Genomic DNA, 17621 nt, shown 5'->3' with positions numbered 1-17621 from the left:
CCCCCCGCGGTCACGGATCGAACGCGATCCCGAGGTGGCAATTTTCATCGCCGACCGGCTCGGGCAGGCGACCTCCGAGAATATCTTGGCAGAGTGCCGGGTTCGTTTCGGGGCCGCGCGCACCCCCAGTCGTTCGGCCACACAGCGCTATTGGTCCAGGCTCCGTCTCCGCCGCACCCGCCCGACCAGGACTCTTTAGTCCCTCGGGGTCCCGGGTTGGACCGGGTAATCCCTGCAAACGACACAGAGCGGATTCACTGCCAGGGCAAGGCGCCAGCCTTGACGCGGGGCCAATCGGGGCGCCCGCCGGATACCAATGGCACCCTGAGCTGATTCTCGCCGTCACTCTGAGGCGGCCGACCGCGCGGCGCGAAGTGAACACGCGGCTCTCGAAGGGCGACGGCATCGATCTCGGGCTTGCCCGAGATCGACATGATCAAATGGGCAAGTCGACGGCAGCCGCCTTGGGTGCCCGTCCATCCTTCGAGGCTCGGTCCGCTCGCACGGAATGACGGTCGAGGCAGCCGAGTTGGCATCACTCCGGGAACCGCGGCAGCTTCTTGCCCTCGGGCGAGATCGGCATCCGGTCGGTGTTCATCGCCATGGCGAGCAGCGAGTAGTAGCCGTTGATGCCGATCAGATCGACGACGCCCTTCTTGCCGAAGCGCTTTTCGGCGCGCGCATAGGTGGCGTCGGAGACCCGCTTGTTGCGGTGCAGCTCGATGGAGAAATCGTAGCAGATCTCCTCGTCGTCGCTCATGCCGGCGGGGCGGCGGCCGTCGCGGATCGCCTCGACGATCTCGGCCTTGATCCCTTCCTTCAGCGCGATCGGCGCGTGGACGTCCCACTCGTAGTCCTGGCTCCATTCGCGCGCCGTGACCAGGATGACGAGCTCGCTCAGCGTGGTGCCGACGCCCGACTTGAAGCGCAGATGGTCGCCCATCTGGCGCGCCACCGTCATCACCTCGGGACTGTGCATCAGCCGGGCGAACGGGCCGTAGACCGGCCGCTTGCGGGCCGCCAGAAACTCCTCGGCCGCCTTCTTCTGGGCATCGTCGTATTTGTCCGGCGGCACCGGCGGAAAGCGCTCCTGCGCGAGGGCCGGGCCCACGATCAGCGACAGGACGACGGCGCCGGCGGTCAGCAGCTTCGACATGATGGAAGTCCTTGGGGAAAATCGGGGGTGCCGCTTGTCGATAGGCGCAATTGCCCGGGCCGGAAAGGCCGGCGCGGCGCGGCCGGCGCTTTTCGCGCTGCACCCTGAACAGGGCATGACGCGGCCCCCGTTGCGGCGTCGTTCGCAAGGACCACAGCGGGCGCCGTCGTCCAGGGACGGCCGGCGTTGCCCGCAACCACGACCAAAGTGTTATTGAGGTCGTCGCCTCGGCGCGCGAACCGGCGTCCCGTCGCACGAACAACGCTCTCGGATCGATCATGCTCGACCGGACGACAACACGGCTGAAAGACTGGGCCCGCGCGGTGAAGCGCGACGTCTGCGCCGTGTGGCTCGCCGCGCGCGATCCGCGCGTGCCATGGATCGCCAAGGCGCTGGGCATCGTGATCGCCGGCTACGCACTCTCGCCGATCGACCTGATCCCGGATTTCGTCCCGGTGCTCGGCTATCTCGACGACGCGGTCCTGCTGCCGCTGGGCATCGCCCTGGTGGTGTGGCTGATCCCGCCCGACATCATGGCCGAGCATCGCGCCGCGGCGGCCACAGCGCATCTGCCGGTCAGCCGGACCGCCGGCGTCGTCGTCGTCCTGCTGTGGACGTCGTCGATCGTCGGCGCCATGTGGCTCGCCCTCCGGGCGTTTGCGGGCTGACGCGCAGTGCGGCGACGCGGGGTGATTTCGGCCGAGCCGCGGCCGTGCTATCCCGCCAGCCCGATCGACCGACAAGGCCGCCCATGCGCCTCATACGATCCGCCGCCTGCACGACGATGTCGCGCCTTCGTGCCATTCTGGTCGCGAACCTCGCCGTGGCCATCGGCATGGCGGGACAAGGCTTTGCGGGCGCCGCCGGCGATCGCCCCCTGGCCGCGGCGGCGGCCGGCCCGTCGCGGGCCGTCAGTGGGACGGCCTTCTTCGTCGACGGGTCGGGCCGCATGCTGACGGCCCGCCATGCCGTCGAGAGCTGCGCCCGCATCGTCGTCGCCAAGGAGCGCTGGCGGGTCGGGGCGCGGCTTCTGGCGCTCTCCGATCGGTTCGACCTCGCCTTGATCGCGGTGCCGCGCACGCTCGGCCTGTCGGCGGTGTTCCCCCGCAGCGCCACGCCGCGCGTCGACGACATGGTGTTCGCCGGGTCCTACGAGGCGCTGCCCGGGATGAAGATCGGCGGCGGCGTGCTGGCCAACGCCCGGGTCACCGGGACGGCGGGCGAGAACGCGCCCGGCCATCTCGCCATGGAGTCGTCGGCCGGTTTCGGCACCAGCGGCGCGCCGGTGCTGGACCGCCACGGGCTGGTGCAGGGCGTCGTCAGCCGGCGCGGGTCGAGCGGCCGCGTGCTGGCGGTCGGCGCCGCCGAGGCCAAGAGCTTCCTGTCCGCCAACGGCGTTCGCATCGAGCAGGACGACCGGCCGCAGATCGCCGCCTCCGGCTCACGGGCGCATCGGGCCGCCTCGCTGTCGGCACTTGTCACCTGCCTGCAAAACTGACGTGGCATACGAATGCCCCTTCGTCGCCGACCTCGCCGGAGTTCCGTGCGGTCGCGTCGGCCGACCAACCTGACGGATATCGTCTCGTGCGCCACCCCCTGCGCCTCTCGTCGATGCGCCTTTCCTCGATGTATCTCCCGCGCCTGGTCCTAGCCGCCGCAGCTCTGGTCGCCGTAGCGGCCAGTCCTGTCGCGACCGCGCAGGACCAGCCCTATCGCGAATCGAGCCAGGCGCCGGCGCACTGGGCGCAGTTCGCCAAGCTGGTGAAGTTCCGTTTCGAGACCTGGGTCGGCGAGGACGAGCCGATCGCCGACCGCTTCCGGACCTATCTGAAGGCCCATGCGGGAACCTCGGACGGTCCGCCCGAGAGCTTGGTGGTGCGCGCCTGGATCAATCCGGACGGCACGGTCGAGCGGGTGTCGTTCCCGGACCTCCCGGACACAGGGGCGACCCGCGATCTGCGCCTGATCCTGACGCGTGGCAATATCGGCGAGGCGCCGCCGCCCGAGATGCTGCAGCCGCTCAACCTGCGCTTCGCCGTCAACCTCGGGAAATAGCCGGACGGCCTCGGCGGCGTGACATCCGGTTTGGCCGAACCGGTGCCGGCCGTGCTATGCCGGCGGCCCGATCGACCGACAGGGCCGCCCATGCGTCTCACCCGATTTCTCGCGCGACCGACGATCCTGCTCCTGCTCGCCGGGCTGCTTGCAGCCGGGTCGCCGGCGCCCGGCTGGGCAGCCGACCTGCCCGGCCCGGACGATGTCGACCAGGTCGTCCCGCCGTCGCGAAAGGCGACGGCTGGGCCGGCCGAAGGCGCCACCGAGGCCCCGGCTCCGACGCCGGCCGAGCTGGAGGCCGAGCGGCTGTCGGTTCAGGGATTCGGGGACAAGAACCCGGCCTGCCTCGCCTGGGGCGACGGCTGCATCACCTGCCAAGCCGGCCAGGACGGCAAGCCGGTCTGCGCCAATCCGGGCCCGGCCTGCACGCCGCGCGAAACCGCCTGCCTGCGCAGCAAGGAGCCGGCGAAGGAACCGGACAAGGAGCCCGCCAAGGAGCCGGCGAAATAGGCGGCGCGAACCGCCCGCACGGTCACGGCCGCATCGGCTTGATCAGCGCCCGCAGTTCCACACCGGGCCGATCGGCGTGTCGGTCCAGCACGGGCCGAAGCCGCCGCCATTCCAGCGGCCCTGGTAGAAGCGCGCGCCGCCCCAGCCATAGACCCACTGCCAGCCACCGGGCGTGAGATAGCGGCGACCCGGGCCGTAGGGCCGGGCGATCCACGAATCGTAGCGGGAGGCGTAGGGGCTCGGCCGGTCGGGCGGCTCGTAGCCGGGCAGGAAGCCATAGCCACGGGTGCGCGGCCGGATCGTCACGGCCGAACGCTTGGTCTCGACCCGGTCCTTGCCCGTGGCAGGAGCGGCCGGAGCCGGCGTGGCCGCCAGGACGTCAACAGCGACGGCGACAGCGACGGCGGTGATCAGCGAGAGACGGAACATGGCGATCCTTGTGCCGGCAGACTGTGGCGCGACTCCGGCGGGCGACCGCAGCCTACCGCCGGGGCGCCCGGTTCTCCAGGCCCAAAACCCGTCCGCAACGAAGCGAAACCAAATGGCGTGAACGTCGTGTCCCGGCCTCACCAGCCGGCGCCGATGGTTATCATGCGGCGTGGCGCCGCCGTCTCGGCGGCCGCCGCCGTCGCGGCGCGCCGCGTGGCCGTCGCCGTATTGGTGGATCGGGCCGCAGCCGAGACGTCCGATGCTTGCGGTCCTGCGACCGCCGTGCAGCCGGCGAGCGCCAGCCCGGCCGCCAGCGCCGCCGCAACGACCAGACCGGCCGGACGAGATCCCGAGATCGACGGGCCCATGGCGTTCCTCATCACCGCCGTGCCTTCCGGACACAGCGTGGAGCGACATGGTTAACGGCTCACTAACACCAGCCTTGGTTCGGTCCGACTCCCCTCCCGTCGTGGCCTGGCTTGGCCCGATGGGCGCCAAGACGAGGCTTCGCCGGCTGCCCGTCAGGCCGCGCGGACCTCGCTCAGGAACTGGTCGACCTGGGCGCGCAGTGCGTCGCTGTCGCGGCCGAGCAGGGTCGCCGAGGCGAGCACCTGGCTGGCCGTTTCGCCGGCCTGCCGCGCCGCCGCATCGACGCCGGCGATGTTGGCCGAGACCGCGGCCGTGCCGTCGGCGACCTCGTTGACGTTGCGGGCGATCTCTCGGGTGGCGGCGCCCTGCTCCTCGACCGCCGCGGCCGTGGTGGTCGCCGTCTCGCTGACCTGGACGATGCGCGCCGTGATGCCCTGGATGGCCAGCACGGAGGCCTGGGTCGCCTGCTGGATGGCGGCGACCTGCGCGGCGATCTCCCCGGTCGCCTTGCCGGTCTGCGCGGCGAGCGCCTTGACCTCCTGGGCCACCACGACGAAGCCCCTACCGGCCTCGCCGGCCCGCGCCGCCTCGATGGTGGCATTGAGCGCCAAGAGGTTGGTCTGGCCGGCGATCTGGTTGATCAGCCCGACCACCTCGCCGATCTTCTGCGCCGCCTCGGCGAGACCGCGCACCTGCTGGTCGGTGGCGTTCGCCTGGGCGACGGCATCGCCGATCATCCGGGTCGACTGGCCGACCTGGCGCGAGATCTCGGCGACAGAGGCCGACAGCTCCTCGGTCGCGGTCGCCACCGCACCTACATTGTGCGAAGCCGCGTCGGCCGCGGTCGCGACGGTGGCCGACTGGTGCGCCGTCTCCTCCGAGGTCGCCGCCATGGCGCGCGCGGTCGACTGCAGCTCGTCCGCCTGGTGCGCGACGCCGCCGACGATCCGGCCGACCGAGCTCTCGAACTTGTCGGCGAGCGCCAGGATGGCGTCGCGGCGCTCCGCCTCGGCCTGGCGCTTCTGGTCCTCCTGGGAGGCGCGCAGGCGCTCGGCATCGATCATGTTGTCCTTGAAGACCTGCACGGCCGCGGCCATGCGGCCAAGCTCGTCCTTGCGGGCGGCGCCTACCACGACCGTGTCGGTTGCCCCCTCGGCGAGACGGTTCATCACGCCGGTGAGCTGGACGATCGGGCGCGACAGGCTGCGGGCGACGAATAGGCCCAGCACCACCGAGGCGCCAAGGATGGCCAGGATGCCTAGCACGATACGCTGGCGGGCCGCCTGCGCGATCGCGTCGAACGCGCTCATGTCCTTGACCAGCTCGACGGCTGCGACCGGCTCGCCGGCGAAGTTCCGGATCTGGCCGATGCGGACCCCGACGGAGCGACCACCGAGTGTGGTCCGGCGCTCGATGACGGCGCCGGCGAACGCGTCCCGAAGCTCCGCCGCCGTCGCGGTGGTCTTCTCCGGGAAGGTTGCCGACAGCGTGCTCAACGCATTGCCTTCGAACTGGTGGATGGCGATGTCGATGCCGAGCCGCTTCTTGATGCGGTCGGCGAAGGTCTGGGTCAGGGTGCTGCCGACATCGGTGACGCCGAGGTGCCGGCCGTCCTTGACGATCGGCACCATCGCGAAGACGGCAAGGCCGAGCCCGTTGCGCGCCGCCTCGACGCCCGCGATCGCCACGTGGTCGGTATTGGCCTTCACCAGCGACTTGCGGCGATCCGAGACGTCGTCGCCGAAGGTCTTGGGGTCGTGCACGCGCAGCACCAGGGTGGCGGGCGGCTTGTTGAAGTTGAAGAACACCAGGCCCTCGGGCCGGAGGCTGTCATAGATGGGCTTGCCGAGGCGCAGCAGGGTGTCGCGGTCCTCGCGCTCCATCGCGTCGGCGATGCCGGGCGTGTTTGCCAGCGCGCGGGCGACCGCCTGGGCGGTACGGCCCTCGTATTCGAGCGCGGACACGATGCTGCCGAACTGGAGATCGAGTTGCTGGCGCATCGACTCGGTGCTGGCCTGATCCTGCTGCATCAGCGAGAAGGCCCCGAGAAACAGCGCCGCTGCGACACCGGTGCCGGCGATCGCCAGGACGAGGCGCGTCGAGATCGACCGCAGCCGGCTCGTCGCCGGGTGGCTCGCCGCGGAAGGAACCGAACCCGCCGCACCGAGCGGCGCGGCCACAAACGAAGCGGTCGACATGCTGATCCTTCCGAGGTCTGCGGTGGGCGGCTGTGCGAACCCTTGTGGCTCCGTGGGACGCGCAGGATACGGTTTGAAACATGAGCGTTCAGTAAATTGATTGTCAAAATACGCGTAAGTACTTGGTTGGACTTGATCCGAATATGACGATTCAGGATTCCGCGTGGACGTTCCGAGCGGGATGGGCCGGGCCGATTTCGCCCGGTCCGGCAGGAGCCGATCGGCGGACGGGCCGGAGCGTGGCGGGGGCGCTGGGTCGAGGCCGGCAAAGAGCCGGGCGGCCGAAAGCGGTACCGCCCGGCGTGTCGACGCGGACGCCTCGTCCCCGGCCGATCAGGTCCGATCCTGCGCCGTGCGGCTCAGCCGGGCGAGGCCGCGATGCAGCGCCACCCGCAGCGCCCCCTCGCTGGTCCCGAGCTTGGCGGCGGCCTCGGTGAAGCTCGCCCCGTCCACCGCGATCGCCGTGACGGCGGCGCGTTCGCCGGGCGGCAGCCGATCGAGCGCGCGGGCGAGCTCGGTCTCGCGGATAGCCGGCTCGTCGGCAGGTGCCGGCAGGCTGTCGACGATATCGTCGAGCGGCACGCCGCCGCGGCCGCCGCGGCGCCGGATGGCGTCGATGGTCTTGTGGCGGGCGATCGCCTGCAGCCACGGACCGATCGGGCGGCCCGAGTCCCAGGTGTGCCGCTTGAGGTGGACGGCGAGGAGAATCTCCTGGACGACGTCCTCGGCCTCGGCGGCGCCGAGCCCGGCCCGTGCCAGCGCGCGGCGCACGCCGCTGCGCAGGACGACGGCCATCCCGCGCAGGCAGCGATCATAGGCCGTCGCGTCGCCCGCGATGGCCAGCCGCATCAGACGGGTCCAGTCGCTGTCGTCCCTCATCACCCGTTCGAGATCCTTCGGGCGCCCGCCGCGGACGTTTCGTCCCGCGCCTTCCTACACGACGGCGCGATGCTCGTCCTGTCCGGCGGCCGGCCTTCCCCGGGATCCGTTTGTCGGGTTCGCCCTTACCGGTCCCGCCACGGCTTGCGGGCCCACATCTCTTTCAGGCGCGTGTCGATCTCCAGCATCGACCGGCGATAGGCGTCGCCGACGGTGCCGCTGACCGGAAGCTGAACCTTCTGGGCGTCGGCCAGGAAGGCCGGATCCGCGATGGCCGCGGCGAAGGCAGCCGTCAGCGCGTCCTCGATCGGCTTCGGAAGGCCGGGCGGCGCGACAATGCCGCGTTGCGCCCCCGCCACCACGTCGATGCCGACCTCTCTCAGGGTCGGAACGTCCGGCAGCGCCGGATCGCGCTTGGCGCCGCCCTGGACGAGACAGCGCAGCGTTCCCTCGCGGTGATGCGCGATCGCCTCGCTGATGTTGACCGAGCCGACGTCGAGATGCCCGCCGAGCAGCGCCGTGATGACCGGGGCGCCGCCCGAGAACGGAATGTGGTTGAACTCCAGTCCGGGCTTGGCCTGCTCGATCTCGAGCTGCAGCACGTGATCGTCGGAGCCGACGCCGGCGGTGCCGACGCTGATGGTGCGGGGCGCCTTGGTGGCGCGCTCGAACAGATCGGCGGCGTCGCCAACGGGCGACGCCTTCGCCACCCACAGGGCGCAGGGGTCATCGACCACATTGGCGATGTAGACGAAGTCGGCGACGCGGTAGCGCACCGGGCGGTCGAGCGCCACGGTCGTCAGGGTCGGCGACGTCGCGGCACCGAGCGTATAGCCGTCCGGCCTTGCATTGAACGTGTAGTCCGCGCCGATCTGTCCGGCGGCGCCGGGCTTGTTCTCGACCACGAAGCTCGAGCCGGGCAGATGGCGCTGCACATATGGCAGCACGACCCGGACCATCTGGTCGACGCCGCCACCCGCCGCATAGGGCACGATGACCGTGATGGCCCGGCCGGCGGGCCAATCAGCCGCGAGACCAGGACGCGTGGCGAGTGCGGTCGCCGCGAGGGCGACGAAGCTTCGGCGAGTGATCGACATGTCGTCCGGCTCCATGACGTCGTTGGTCGCGCCGCGACCGAAGGCAGTCGTCGATCATGCGGCGACGCAGCCGCACGCGGGCATGCGAGCCGCGCGGTCGACATTCAGGCATTCGGCAGTGGCGGAGAGGATCTCGACCAAAGGCTAGGAGTCGCCCATTGCGCCGTCAACGCGGACAAAACGCGGGACCGACGAGATCGTGCGACATGACGGGCACATCATCGATCGAAAAGTCGAAACAATGTCGTGCCGCGACAAGACCGGCTTTCGCTGCTCGGCGAGCTGTCTCACTGTCTCATGATGCGACGGCGCGACCGAGAGCACGTATCGTGTTTTCGAATGAATGGACGCGCGGACCCCAGACATGCCGCAGCCGAGGAGGCCGGAATGACGAGCACGAAGACCCACACTTATGTCGTTCACGTCACCTGGACCGGGAACACCGGCCGCGGCACCGCCGGCTACAAAGGTTACGACAGATCCTTCGTGATGCGCGCCGGCGACAAGCCGGAGATCGCCGGCTCGTCCGACCCGGCGTTTCGCGGCGACGCGGCGCGCTGGAATCCGGAAGACCTGCTGGTCGCCTCGCTCAGCGCCTGCCACAAGCTCTGGTACCTGCATCTGTGCGCCGAGGCCGGCATCGTCGTCACGGCCTACGACGACGACGCCGAAGGCAGCATGGTGGAGGATTCTTCGCGCGGCGGGTTCTTCACCGGCGTGCGGCTGCGCCCGCTCGTCACCATCACGGCGACGAGCGACGCTGCCCGGGCCCGCGCGCTGCACGAGGAGGCCCACCGCCTCTGCTTCATCGCCAACTCGGTGAACTTTCCGGTGACGTGCGAACCGACCATCGGGATGGACGAAAATTGAGCCCGCCCGCTCAGTTCAGCTCGATCTTGGCGGCGGCGACGGCGCGGCGCATGCGGTCGAGATCGCGCTTGATCTCGGCGCCGAACTCCTGCGGCGTGTTGCCGACGATGACGGCCTGCTGGGCGATCAGTCGGCTGCGCACGTCCTCGTGGCGGAGCGCCTTGACGGTCGCGGCATGGAGCCGCTCGACCACGGCAGCCGGCGTCTTGTCCGGCACGACGAGGCCGAAGAACGCCATCCAGTTCAGCTCGTCCATGCCGAGCTCGGCGAAGGTCGGCACGTCGGGCAGCGCCGCCACGCGCTGCGGCCCCGACACGGCGAGCGCCCGCAGCTTGCCGGCCTCGACCATCGGCAGCGTCGACGGCAGATTGTCGAACAGCACCTGCACCTGGCCGGCCACCGCGTCGTTCAGCGCCGGGCCGATGCCGCGATAAGGCACGTGGACGATGTCGGCATCGGTCGCCGCCTTGAACTGCTCGCCCATCAGATGGCTGACCGAGCCGATGCCGGCCGACGCGTAGGAGAGTTTGCCGGGCTGCGAGCGCGCCAGCCTGATGAAGGCCGCCATGTCGTTCGCCGGCACGGCCGCGTTGATCGACATGATGTTGGGGACAGCGGCGATGTTGGACACCGGCAGAAGGCCGGTGAGCACGTCGTAGCCGAGGTTCTTGTAGGCGGCCGGGTTGATGGCGAGCGTCGAGGCCGTGCCCATGCCGATCGCGTAGCCGTCGGGCGTCGCCTTGACGATGGCCGCGGTGCCGATGGTGCCGCCGGCGCCGCCGCGGTTGTCGACCAGCACGGGCTGGCCGAGCTCCTGGCGCAGGCCCTCGGCGACCACCCTGGCGATCACGTCGGTCGAGCCGCCCGGGGCGAACGGCACGATCAGGGTGACGGGGCGGTTCGGATAGGCGTCCTCGGCGCGCAGGCCGGAGACGAGCAGCAGAGCCGCGAGCGGGATCATCCCGCAGACGAGACGGCGGCGCGAGACGAACGGAAAGGTCGGCATGGAACGTCCTTCGGTGCACGGACGCGCCGCCGCCTGCGGTGCCGATCCCCGGCCGACGGCACCGGCCCGCCGGGCCTGCCGGCGGCGCTTTTTCTCATCAAAGCGTTTTTTTGCCTGTTAGGCCATCCCTAGCGCCGACTTCGGTGCGGGTTTACGGGCGGCGATCTCAAGTTGCGTTCAGGGTGGCCACGGCGGTAGGTCAGGCGATCGACCAAGAGGGACTTTTCATGCCGATCACCCTGCCGTGGCAAAGCCCGCCGTCGCGCCGAACGCCGCTGCGGCGCCGATGGGCCGCCCTGGTCGTCCTGCCGCTCGCCCTGCTCGCCGCCGCGGCGGCAGCCGAGACGCCGGCGCTCGCGCCGGGGCAGACCTGGTCGGTCGACGGCGATTTCGCCAAGAAGGCAAAGGACGAGGCGCCGCGCACCCGCGCCCGCATGAACCTTTCGGGAGCCGCCTGCGCCCCGGCCAAGCCGCGTTTCGCCTCCTGCCTGATCGTCAACGACGAGAAGAAATACGCGCAGTTCTTCTCGATCGAAAAAAAGACGCTGCGGCCCGGCGCGCTGATCCGCCTCACCGCCAAGGACGTGAAGGGCGACCCGGACGCCGAAGGCGCCGCCTTCGCGGACGGCTTCTTCTACGTGATCGGCTCGCATGGCCGCACCCGCTTCGGCGACGCAGAGGGCTCGGCGCGCTTCGTCGTGCTGCGCTTTCCGACCGACAAGCGCGGCCGGCCCTCCTTCGCCGTGTCGGAGGACGACGTGGTCGGGGTGGCGGCCTCGACCCGGCTGAGCGAGGCGATGCGCGAGGCCGACGGCGTCGGCCCGTACTTCGACAAGCCGCTCGACCAGAACGGCGTCAACATCGAGGGGCTGGCGGTCAAGGACGGCCGCATGCATCTCGGATTCCGCGGGCCGTCGGTGGACGGGCAGGCGTTCATCCTCAGCGTCGACGCGGACGCGGCATTCACGCCCGACAAGCCGCTGCACCCGAAGCTGGCGCGGCTGCCGCTCGGGCCGACGACCGGCATCCGGGATCTCGCCGCCGTACAGGACGGGCTCGTCCTGCTCACCGGCCCGGTCAACGACCAGGCCGTGACGCCGGCCCTCTGGCACTGGGCCGACAAGACCGGCACCCTCACGCCGCTCGGGCTCCTGCTGCCGCCGCAAAACCTGCCCGCCGGCGCCAAGGCCGAGACCGTGCTGGTGCTGCACGACGCGGCCGGCAAGCCGCTGCGCCTGCTGATCCTGTACGACGGCGCCGAGAACGGCTTTCCGACGGAGTACAGGGTGAGGCGGTGAGGCGGTGAAGCGGTGAAGCGGGACGAGATCAGTCCGCCAGCATGTCCTCGACGATGTGAGGATTTCGCGCCAGCAGCGCGAGCAACACACGCGCCGGCCCTTCCGGCATCCGCCGGCCTTGCTCCCAGTTTCGCAGCGTCCCGGTGGAAACACCGATGCGTGACGAGAACGCTTCCTGCGTGAGGCCGGTCTTGCGGCGGATGGCGTGCACGTCGATCGCGTTCGGGACGTTGATCCTGATACCAGGCACGTCTTCGCCGCGCGCATGCGCCGCCGCTTCGCGGAGCCCGCGCACGATCCGATCCGCTGCCCTGCTCATGTTCGCCTCCGACGCCACGACCGCGCGATTTGCGACGTCCATTGCTTGAAGGCGGCGATCTCCGCCGCCGTGAAGTTCGCCCTCTCGCCCTTGCTCAGCAGCGCAACCAAGTAGACCGGCGCGTCCGACCGGAAATAGGTGGTGACTACGCGATAGCCACCACTCTTTCCCTTGCCGCGCCCGGCAAATCGGACCTTGCGAACTCCGCCAGACCCACGGATCTCGTCGCCCAGCAAGGGGTTCGCGGCGATCACGTCGACGATCGCCCGGCGCTCATCATCGGACAACCCGACCGCGTCCGCATCCCGGATGAACTGCGGCATCTCGGCGACGACATGCAGCGGCGTGGTCATCGGATATGTACGCCATTGGCGTAGTCAGTCAAGGGCAGCCCCCCTACCCCAAATTCAGCTCCTTGAAGAAGTCGTTGCCCTTGTCGTCGACGACGATGAAGGCGGGGAAATCCTCGACCTCGATGCGCCAGATCGCCTCCATGCCGAGCTCGGGATATTCCAAGACCTCGACCTTCTTGATGCAGTACTCGGCGAGGTTCGCGGCGGCGCCGCCGATCGAGGCGAGGTAGAAGCCGCCGTATTTCTGGCAGGCCTCACGCACCACCGGCGAGCGGTTGCCCTTGGCGACCGTCACCAGCGAGCCGCCGACCGCCTGGAAGTCGGCGACGAACGAGTCCATGCGGCCGGCCGTCGTCGGGCCGAAGGCACCCGAGGCGTAGCCCTCCGGCGTCTTGGCCGGGCCGGCGTAATAGATCGGGTGGTTCTTGACGTAGTCGGGCAGCCCCTGCCCGCTTTCGAGCCGCTCGCGCAGCTTGGCGTGCGCGAGGTCGCGGGCGACGATCATCGGCCCGGAGAGCTTGCACAGCGTCCTGATCGGATGCTTGGTCAGCTCGGCGAGGATCTCCGCCATGGGCTTCTTCAGGTCGATATGGACGACCTTGCCACCGAGCTTGTGCAGGTCGATCTCCGGCAGGTACTGGGCCGGGTTGTGCTCGAGCTCCTCCAGGAACACGCCGTCGGGCGTGATCTTGCCGACCGCCTGCCGGTCGGCCGAGCACGACACGCCGATGCCGATCGGCAGCGAGGCGCCGTGGCGCGGCAGCCGGATCACCCGCACGTCGTGGCAGAAGTACTTTCCGCCGAACTGCGCGCCGACGCCGAGGTCCTGGGTCAGCTTCAGAATCTCGGCCTCCATGTTGAGGTCGCGAAACGCGTGGCCGTCCTCGGAGCCTTCGGTCGGCAACCCGTCCAGATATTTGACCGACGCGAGCTTGACCGTCTTCATGGTCAGCTCGGCCGAGGTGCCGCCGATGACGATCGCCAGGTGATAAGGCGGGCACGCCGCAGTGCCGAGCGACAGAATCTTGTCCTTGAGGAAGGCGACCATGCGGTCGTGGGTGAGGATCGACGGCGTGCCTTGGTACAGGTACGACTTGTTGGCCGAGCCGCCGCCCTTGGCGATGAACAGGAACTTGTAGGCGAGCTCGTCGCCGTGGGTGTCGGCCGCGATCTCGATCTGGGCCGGCAGGTTGTTCCGGGTGTTCCTCTCCTCGAACATCGAGATCGGCGCGAGCTGTGAGTAGCGCAGGTTCTTCTTGAGGTAGGCGTCGCGCGCCCCCTCGGCGAGCGCCGCCTCGTCGTCGCCCTCGGTCCACACGCGCCGGCCCTTCTTGGCGCTGATGATCACCGTGCCGGTGTCCTGGCACATCGGCAGCACGCCGCCGGCCGCGATGTTGGCGTTCTTCAGAAAATCGAAGGCGACGAACTTGTCGTTTGCCGACGCCTCGGGGTCGTCCAGGATGGCGCGGAGCTGCTTGAGATGGGCCGGCCGCAGCAGATGGCTGATGTCGCCATAGGCGGCCTCGGCCAGCGCCTTCAGGGCGCTCGGCTCGACCACCAGGAACTCGCGTCCGAAGGCTTTCTCCACCCGCACGCCCTCGCCCGTGATCTTGCGGTAGGGCGTGGCGTCTTTCCCGGTCGGGAACAGCGAGGTGTGCTTGAAGGGCGGAAGAATTTCGGCGGGCGCGTTCATGGCATGGGTCCTGGCTCGTTCCGCGGGGGACCGCCGCTTATAGAACGATTACAGGGTTCCGGGGAGAGGAGGCTGCGGATGGCCCGCATGCCGAAGGGACGGCCCCGCTTTGCGTGACCGGCCGTGCACAGCCCAGTCATTCCGGGGCGCGGGCCGAAGGCCCGCGAGCCCGGAATCCATACGCCCTGAATAAATGACGGCGACCACAGGGGATATGGGTTCCGGGCTCGGCGCTTGCGCGCCGCCCCGGAACGACGTGATCCAATTCTCCCTGCCTCAGTTCGTCGCGAAGCAGTACAAAAGCCCGTCGCCGCCCGTCGACTTGAGGTCGGCCTGGGTGCAGCCGCCGCCGGGACCGCGCGAGGGATGCGAGGAGTTCCACGACTTCGCCGGCGGCAATTCGTCGAGGCCGGTGCGGTCCGAATGGCCCACCATGGCGGCCCCTTGCGTACCGCTCGTCCAGTTCCGGCAGGTGCGGTCCTCGCCGGGCGGGAAGGCGCGTCCGTCCGGCTGCGAGCCGGTGAGGACGTCGTGGCGGTTCGGGGTGTCGCCGCGGCCGTTGATCACGTCGCCCTTCTCGCTCAGCGCCGTCTGCTTGGTGAGATTGTTGGTGCCGTGCAGATCCTCGACGTCCTTGGCGATCACCACGCCCTTGGCGTTCTGCCACGGCCCACGGCCGATACGGTCGCGGGCGTTGACGGCGGGCGTGCTCCCTTCGGCCTGGGTCGAGAGATAGGCCCGCCAGGTCTTGGCGCCGGCGCCGGTGGCCTGGGCGAGCGCCTGGCAGTGCGCGTCGGCCCCCGTGAGGCCGCCGAGATCGGCGCCCTTGCCGGGCCCCTGGCTGGTGACGAAGAACGTCATGCCGGCCTGCTGGGCCGCCGCCGGGCCGACGCTGGCCAAGCCGATGACGGCCGCGCATGCGAACGACGCCGCGGTCGCGGCGAGACACCTCGTACGGATCATGTCAGTCCTCCCTGTGGGTAGCCTTCTTGGTGGGCGGGGCAGACAGCAGCGGCAACAACGGAGCGCCGCGGGCGCGGCGCTCGCGCGAGCCGCTCAGGCACCGAGCGGAGCCCCGTAGTCCGCGTCGGTCACATGCTCCATCCAGTCGACATGCTTGCCGTCGGGTCCCGCCTCGTGCATGGCGAGATGCTCCATCGCCACATCGGGCGCGGCACCGTGCCAGTGCTTCTCGCCCGGCGGGATCCACACCACGTCGCCGGCCCGCACGGCGCGGATCGGCCCGCCCCAGGTCTGCACCCGCCCGATGCCGGAGACGATCACCAGGGTCTGGCCGAGCGGATGGGTGTGCCAGGCGGTGCGGGCGGAAGGCTCGAAGCGCACCCAGGCGGAGCGGATGCGGGCGGGCGCCGGCGCCTCGACCACCGGATCCTGCCACACCGTCCCGGTGAACCAGGAGGCCGGAGCCCGCTTCGACGGCACGCTTCCGCACGGTTGAATGTCCATGGACGACGTCTCCAAAAGGTCATGACGGGCCGGCGGCGGCCGTCACGTCAGTATAGGCCGGCGGCAGCGGCCCGACAGCCGCGCCTGCGGCGAAACGGAACCGGCCGCAAAGCCTCGGTTGTGCACGTGGGGGAACGCGTGAGGGGGGCAGCCAGCGGACCGAGCGCCGCGGCCCTGCCGACAAGACGCAGACCGCCCCGGTGCTGACGACACGGGGCGGCGTGGACGGGACGGGAACGGCGCGTCGGCTGTCGCCTCAACGCCGTCACTTCACCTGGGGCTGCTCGAGCGAGGCCTGCGCCTTGGCCGCGGCCTGCCACTTGGTCTTGTAGAGGCCGCGCAGCGTCAACGGACCCCACTTGATCTCGGACACCCGCCACGCCTCGCCGACCTTGAGGAGCTCGACCGTCACGGTCTCGGGCTGGCCGAAATTCGAGAACTTGACGATGCCGACCGCCTTGGCGGGCCCGGCGTCCTTCACGTCGATCGACAGGTCGGCGATGTCCCAGCTCTCGCGGCCGACGAAGGGGTCGCTGCCGAGCACCAGGGCGGCGCCGGCCTGGCGGACATCGACACCGTCCTCGAGGATCACCGAGGCGAGGCCATGCGAGAAGTAGCGCTTCACGGCCTCGGGCGAGTCGAGCGCCACGCCTTTCGCGCGCTGGGTCGAATTGCCCACATAGGATTGATAGATGCCGGACAGGAACGCCTTCGGGGAGGCGTCGCTCTCACGCGCCCCGGCGGGCCCGCCGACGGTCGCGGCAGCCGCCGCGACAAGAAAACCGGCCAGCACGGCAAACCGCCGCAGCAGCGTTTGGACACTCATGACATCGCTCCCAGCGACACGTTGAAGGCACGGCTTTTGTCGTGTTGGTCGGCGCGGGCCCGAAGACGGTTCGGCCGACGTGCGCTAGAAAACCGGCAAAACGCTAAAAAGTTGCCTCACAAGGGCGCCACACCGATCACGATTTTGGGAGGACCGTTCAGCCGCCGCGCCAGCAGCGCTTCTGTTGCCGGTGGGCGACAGAGTGGCGGAATCCGCCCCTGGGCGGTTGCCGCGGGCCCTGCCGGCGTGGGATCGTGCCGGCGGATTCCACGAGGCGCGGCGCCGCCGCGCGACCCCGAGGTCAGCGATGCGCAAAGGCCTGCTCGCCGCCCTGCTGGTGCTGCCGTTCGTGGCGGCGCCGGCAGCGGCCGGCGTCATCGACACCCGCCCGTTCGAGGGCAACGACACCGGCGGCATCATCGCCTGGTCGCCGGAAATCGCCCACATTTACCGCGACATCGCCGCGACCCACTGCGCCCGGTACAACAAGGCCGCCCGGATCACGAGCGTGCATCGCTGGTACGGCGACTATGTCGCGTTCCGCTGCCAATTTCCGAAGGGCTACGACCCGCGGAAATGGATGCTCTACGGCGGCCCGGTACGGACGATGTATTGAGGCGGGGAGACCGATCCTCGGAGCCGCCTTTCACCTCTCGCCGCGGGCGCTGCGGGATGCATGGATCTCGTTTAGTCGAGAGCATCTGGTGGTACGGCAAAGAGTGCGCCTGACGCACGGTCGTCATCGCCGGGCTTGACCCGGCGATCCATCATCCTGCGAACAAAGCGTTTTTTGCGAAACTCGAGGGATGCGCGGGTCAAGCCCGCGCATGACGCTCTCAGGCCTGGCAAGCGATGTGTGCATTCCCTCGCCCGCAAGCCGGGAGAGGGAATGCAAGCGCCCTGCCCGGCCATACTCCCCCCATAATTACTTCGCTTTGTGACCGGTGCGCCATTGGCCGGGCCGGTTTCCTCGGATAAACCGGACGCGGTGCTGAAGGGTCCGCTCTGTTCGGCGCGGTGGCGTATGGCCGGAATCCGCACCGCCGGGCCGGCCGTAGCTCTCGGGCGGCGGGTCCCGACCAGGAGGCCCGGTCCC

The 17621-nt window shown here is 69.8% G+C and carries 20 protein-coding genes; 7 read left to right on the top strand and 13 right to left on the bottom strand.

Annotation, left to right across the window (positions count from 1 at the left end; translation table 11 throughout):
- Window positions 1-535 precede the first annotated feature (535 nt).
- Complete coding sequence (locus tag HXX10_RS18915; RefSeq protein WP_296524365.1) at window positions 536-1156, bottom strand: carboxymuconolactone decarboxylase family protein; 621 nt, start codon at window positions 1154-1156, stop codon at window positions 536-538.
- Between the two features lie 278 nt (window positions 1157-1434).
- Between HXX10_RS18915 and HXX10_RS18910 the strand changes: the two genes are divergently transcribed.
- From HXX10_RS18910 to HXX10_RS18895, 4 genes are all read left to right on the top strand, one after another.
- The gene (locus HXX10_RS18910) at window positions 1435-1824 is read left to right on the top strand and encodes a YkvA family protein (protein WP_296524364.1); all 390 of its coding nucleotides are present in this window, start codon (window positions 1435-1437) and stop codon (window positions 1822-1824) included.
- Between the two features lie 83 nt (window positions 1825-1907).
- On the top strand, window positions 1908-2654 hold the full coding sequence (locus HXX10_RS18905; RefSeq protein WP_296524363.1) for a serine protease: 747 nt from the start codon (window positions 1908-1910) through the stop codon (window positions 2652-2654).
- Between the two features lie 86 nt (window positions 2655-2740).
- Complete coding sequence (locus HXX10_RS18900; RefSeq protein WP_296524362.1) at window positions 2741-3211, top strand: hypothetical protein; 471 nt, start codon at window positions 2741-2743, stop codon at window positions 3209-3211.
- 90 nt (window positions 3212-3301) lie between these two features.
- Window positions 3302-3721, top strand: a complete 420-nt coding sequence (locus tag HXX10_RS18895) for a hypothetical protein (RefSeq protein ID WP_296524361.1) — start codon at window positions 3302-3304, stop codon at window positions 3719-3721.
- Between the two features lie 42 nt (window positions 3722-3763).
- On the opposite strand, the gene HXX10_RS18890 is transcribed toward HXX10_RS18895, so the two are convergent.
- From HXX10_RS18890 to HXX10_RS18870, 5 genes are all read right to left on the bottom strand, one after another.
- Entirely contained in the window at window positions 3764-4150 is a 387-nt protein-coding gene (locus tag HXX10_RS18890) for a hypothetical protein (protein ID WP_296524360.1), read from the bottom strand.
- 137 nt (window positions 4151-4287) lie between these two features.
- The gene (locus HXX10_RS18885; RefSeq protein WP_296524359.1) at window positions 4288-4518 is read right to left on the bottom strand and encodes a hypothetical protein; all 231 of its coding nucleotides are present in this window, start codon (window positions 4516-4518) and stop codon (window positions 4288-4290) included.
- Between the two features lie 153 nt (window positions 4519-4671).
- Window positions 4672-6717 carry a methyl-accepting chemotaxis protein gene (locus tag HXX10_RS18880; RefSeq protein ID WP_296524357.1) on the bottom strand — a complete coding sequence of 682 codons (2046 nt, stop codon included), beginning with the start codon at window positions 6715-6717 and terminating at the stop codon, window positions 4672-4674.
- A 333-nt stretch (window positions 6718-7050) separates the two neighbouring features.
- Window positions 7051-7596, bottom strand: a complete 546-nt coding sequence (locus tag HXX10_RS18875; RefSeq protein ID WP_296524356.1) for a sigma-70 family RNA polymerase sigma factor — start codon at window positions 7594-7596, stop codon at window positions 7051-7053.
- A 125-nt stretch (window positions 7597-7721) separates the two neighbouring features.
- Window positions 7722-8693: a tripartite tricarboxylate transporter substrate binding protein gene (locus HXX10_RS18870; protein ID WP_296524354.1), complete on the bottom strand. Its 972-nt coding sequence runs from the start codon at window positions 8691-8693 to the stop codon at window positions 7722-7724.
- Window positions 8694-9080: 387 nt separating this feature from the next.
- On the opposite strand from HXX10_RS18870, the gene HXX10_RS18865 reads away from it, so the two are divergent.
- Window positions 9081-9563 carry an OsmC family protein gene (locus HXX10_RS18865; protein WP_296524353.1) on the top strand — a complete coding sequence of 161 codons (483 nt, stop codon included), beginning with the start codon at window positions 9081-9083 and terminating at the stop codon, window positions 9561-9563.
- Between the two features lie 10 nt (window positions 9564-9573).
- On the opposite strand, the gene HXX10_RS18860 is transcribed toward HXX10_RS18865, so the two are convergent.
- Window positions 9574-10569 carry a tripartite tricarboxylate transporter substrate binding protein gene (locus tag HXX10_RS18860; protein ID WP_296524352.1) on the bottom strand — a complete coding sequence of 332 codons (996 nt, stop codon included), beginning with the start codon at window positions 10567-10569 and terminating at the stop codon, window positions 9574-9576.
- 227 nt (window positions 10570-10796) lie between these two features.
- On the opposite strand from HXX10_RS18860, the gene HXX10_RS18855 reads away from it, so the two are divergent.
- A complete protein-coding gene (locus tag HXX10_RS18855) occupies window positions 10797-11867 on the top strand; it encodes a DUF3616 domain-containing protein (protein ID WP_296524351.1) in 1071 nt (356 codons plus the stop codon).
- A gap of 28 nt (window positions 11868-11895) precedes the next feature.
- Here the strand turns inward: HXX10_RS18855 and HXX10_RS18850 are convergent, their stop codons facing one another.
- The 6 genes from HXX10_RS18850 to HXX10_RS18825 form a co-directional block, all read right to left on the bottom strand.
- Window positions 11896-12186, bottom strand: a complete 291-nt coding sequence (locus HXX10_RS18850; RefSeq protein WP_296524350.1) for a helix-turn-helix domain-containing protein — start codon at window positions 12184-12186, stop codon at window positions 11896-11898.
- Window positions 12183-12539 (bottom strand): type II toxin-antitoxin system RelE/ParE family toxin, encoded by a 357-nt coding sequence (locus tag HXX10_RS18845; RefSeq protein WP_296524348.1) that lies wholly within the window; start codon window positions 12537-12539, stop codon window positions 12183-12185. The genes HXX10_RS18850 and HXX10_RS18845 overlap by 4 nt, the downstream gene beginning before the upstream one ends.
- A 43-nt stretch (window positions 12540-12582) precedes the next feature.
- Window positions 12583-14232, bottom strand: a complete 1650-nt coding sequence (locus HXX10_RS18840; protein WP_296524346.1) for a fumarate hydratase — start codon at window positions 14230-14232, stop codon at window positions 12583-12585.
- 276 nt (window positions 14233-14508) lie between these two features.
- Window positions 14509-15195 (bottom strand): lectin, encoded by a 687-nt coding sequence (locus HXX10_RS18835; protein WP_296524345.1) that lies wholly within the window; start codon window positions 15193-15195, stop codon window positions 14509-14511.
- A gap of 93 nt (window positions 15196-15288) precedes the next feature.
- A complete protein-coding gene (locus tag HXX10_RS18830; RefSeq protein WP_296524344.1) occupies window positions 15289-15699 on the bottom strand; it encodes a cupin domain-containing protein in 411 nt (136 codons plus the stop codon).
- 265 nt (window positions 15700-15964) lie between these two features.
- Complete coding sequence (locus tag HXX10_RS18825) at window positions 15965-16525, bottom strand: hypothetical protein (RefSeq protein WP_296524343.1); 561 nt, start codon at window positions 16523-16525, stop codon at window positions 15965-15967.
- A gap of 307 nt (window positions 16526-16832) precedes the next feature.
- On the opposite strand from HXX10_RS18825, the gene HXX10_RS18820 reads away from it, so the two are divergent.
- A complete protein-coding gene (locus tag HXX10_RS18820) occupies window positions 16833-17141 on the top strand; it encodes a hypothetical protein (RefSeq protein WP_296524342.1) in 309 nt (102 codons plus the stop codon).
- The last annotated feature ends 480 nt before the right edge of the window (window positions 17142-17621 follow it).

The sequence above is a fragment of the Rhodoplanes sp. genome, assembly GCF_013377085.1.
Taxonomy (GTDB): Bacteria; Pseudomonadota; Alphaproteobacteria; order Rhizobiales; family Xanthobacteraceae; genus Rhodoplanes.
The sequence above is the reverse complement of the archived record's forward strand: the minus strand, read 5'-3'. Positions and strand labels throughout refer to the sequence as shown.

Coding starts and splice junctions, on each gene's coding strand:
- HXX10_RS18820 (WP_296524342.1), top strand. CDS start 16,833: ATGCGCAAAGGCCTGCTCGCCGCCCTGCTGGTGCTGCCGTTCGTGGCG.
- HXX10_RS18860 (WP_296524352.1), bottom strand. CDS start 10,569: ATGCCGACCTTTCCGTTCGTCTCGCGCCGCCGTCTCGTCTGCGGGATG.
- HXX10_RS18825 (WP_296524343.1), bottom strand. CDS start 16,525: ATGAGTGTCCAAACGCTGCTGCGGCGGTTTGCCGTGCTGGCCGGTTTT.
- HXX10_RS18855 (WP_296524351.1), top strand. CDS start 10,797: ATGCCGATCACCCTGCCGTGGCAAAGCCCGCCGTCGCGCCGAACGCCG.
- HXX10_RS18875 (WP_296524356.1), bottom strand. CDS start 7,596: ATGAGGGACGACAGCGACTGGACCCGTCTGATGCGGCTGGCCATCGCG.
- HXX10_RS18870 (WP_296524354.1), bottom strand. CDS start 8,693: ATGTCGATCACTCGCCGAAGCTTCGTCGCCCTCGCGGCGACCGCACTC.
- HXX10_RS18840 (WP_296524346.1), bottom strand. CDS start 14,232: ATGAACGCGCCCGCCGAAATTCTTCCGCCCTTCAAGCACACCTCGCTG.
- HXX10_RS18910 (WP_296524364.1), top strand. CDS start 1,435: ATGCTCGACCGGACGACAACACGGCTGAAAGACTGGGCCCGCGCGGTG.
- HXX10_RS18885 (WP_296524359.1), bottom strand. CDS start 4,518: ATGGGCCCGTCGATCTCGGGATCTCGTCCGGCCGGTCTGGTCGTTGCG.
- HXX10_RS18845 (WP_296524348.1), bottom strand. CDS start 12,539: ATGACCACGCCGCTGCATGTCGTCGCCGAGATGCCGCAGTTCATCCGG.
- HXX10_RS18895 (WP_296524361.1), top strand. CDS start 3,302: ATGCGTCTCACCCGATTTCTCGCGCGACCGACGATCCTGCTCCTGCTC.
- HXX10_RS18850 (WP_296524350.1), bottom strand. CDS start 12,186: ATGAGCAGGGCAGCGGATCGGATCGTGCGCGGGCTCCGCGAAGCGGCG.
- HXX10_RS18890 (WP_296524360.1), bottom strand. CDS start 4,150: ATGTTCCGTCTCTCGCTGATCACCGCCGTCGCTGTCGCCGTCGCTGTT.
- HXX10_RS18915 (WP_296524365.1), bottom strand. CDS start 1,156: ATGTCGAAGCTGCTGACCGCCGGCGCCGTCGTCCTGTCGCTGATCGTG.
- HXX10_RS18865 (WP_296524353.1), top strand. CDS start 9,081: ATGACGAGCACGAAGACCCACACTTATGTCGTTCACGTCACCTGGACC.
- HXX10_RS18905 (WP_296524363.1), top strand. CDS start 1,908: ATGCGCCTCATACGATCCGCCGCCTGCACGACGATGTCGCGCCTTCGT.
- HXX10_RS18830 (WP_296524344.1), bottom strand. CDS start 15,699: ATGGACATTCAACCGTGCGGAAGCGTGCCGTCGAAGCGGGCTCCGGCC.
- HXX10_RS18880 (WP_296524357.1), bottom strand. CDS start 6,717: ATGTCGACCGCTTCGTTTGTGGCCGCGCCGCTCGGTGCGGCGGGTTCG.
- HXX10_RS18835 (WP_296524345.1), bottom strand. CDS start 15,195: ATGATCCGTACGAGGTGTCTCGCCGCGACCGCGGCGTCGTTCGCATGC.